Annotated in this window: 1 protein-coding gene; it reads right to left on the bottom strand. The window is 65.2% G+C overall.

The window, feature by feature from the left end; translation table 11 throughout:
* Nucleotides 1-551: ABC transporter permease (locus AC1D00_RS44405; RefSeq protein WP_477015115.1), on the bottom strand; the 551-nt coding region annotated here is incomplete at its 3' end.
* Nucleotides 552-595: the final 44 nt, after the last annotated feature.

Genomic DNA, 595 nt, shown 5'->3' with positions numbered 1-595 from the left:
ACGTTGATCCATTCCTTGCGCACGCTGGCAACGCCAAAGACGGTGTTCAGCAGCATCGGCCAGATCGAGCAGATGAAGATGACGAAGATCGCCGAGATTGAGGAATCCTTGATGGTGTAGAGCGCGAGCGGCATCCAGGCGAGCGGCGAGATCGGCTTCAAGACCTGGATGAAGGGATCGAGCGCCTTGCTCAGCAGCGGCGACATGCCGATCAGGAAGCCGAGCGGAATGGCGACGAGCACCGCCAGCAGATAGCCGGTGCCGACCCGCGCGATCGAATAGGCGAGCTGGATGCCGAGCCCCTTGTCGTTCGGCCCGTTGTCGTAGAACGGCCGCTTCAGGTGCTCCCACAGCTTTGCGCCGACATCGAGCGGCCCCGGCATGGCGGATTTGCCCTGCGTCGCGGTGAGGCCCATCAGCTTGGCGTATTCCGGGCTCATCGTCGCGACCGGCGCCGCCGAACGCGTGGCGAGATGCCAGATGCCGAGGAACGCGGCCAGCAGCACGATCGAGACGAGGCCGGCGCGCAGACGGAGGGAGGATGGGGTCATCTCCCTCTCCCCGCTTGCGGGGAGAGGGTTGGGGTGAGGGGGAC

The sequence above is a fragment of the Bradyrhizobium sp. P2_E8 genome (assembly GCF_056403875.1).
Note: the sequence above shows the minus strand (reverse complement) of the source record. Positions and strands in the feature narration are given on the sequence as shown.